A 373-nucleotide genomic window follows, 5' to 3' on the forward strand; every position below is an offset into this window, starting at 1 on the left:
CCACTGGACAGCTTCTCCAGCGACTTGCTCATCGAGCCGTCGTTCACCGACAGGTTGCGGTACGAGTTCATCGCCGCGATGTTCTGATTGATACGCAGACCCATGATTCTTCCTCCTTGATACGGGTCTCAGTGGCCATCCATGGCCGTTGCACCCCCCTCATCGGCGCGCACCGGGGGCTGCTGAGGGTTCCGGCGCGGTTAATTTCCGGACGCCGAAAAGGGGCGGCCGACTGGTGCCGGCCGCCCCTTCACGGGTGCGGTGATGCCTGTTCCTTAGCCGAGGAGCTTGAGGACCGACTGGGGTCCCTGGTTGGCCTGGGCCAGCATGGAGGTGCCGGCCTGGGACAGGATCTGGCTGCGGGTGAAGTTGA

Annotated in this window: 1 protein-coding gene; it reads right to left on the reverse strand. The window is 63.8% G+C overall.

Going from position 1 to position 373, the window contains the following annotated elements:
* Nucleotides 1-275: 275 nt before the first annotated feature.
* Nucleotides 276-373 (reverse strand): flagellin (locus IE99_RS33800; RefSeq protein ID WP_425423869.1); only part of this gene is annotated, 98 nt, incomplete at its 5' end.

The sequence above is a fragment of the Spirillospora albida genome (genome assembly GCF_000718255.1).
Taxonomy (GTDB): Bacteria; Actinomycetota; Actinomycetes; order Streptosporangiales; family Streptosporangiaceae; genus Spirillospora; species Spirillospora albida.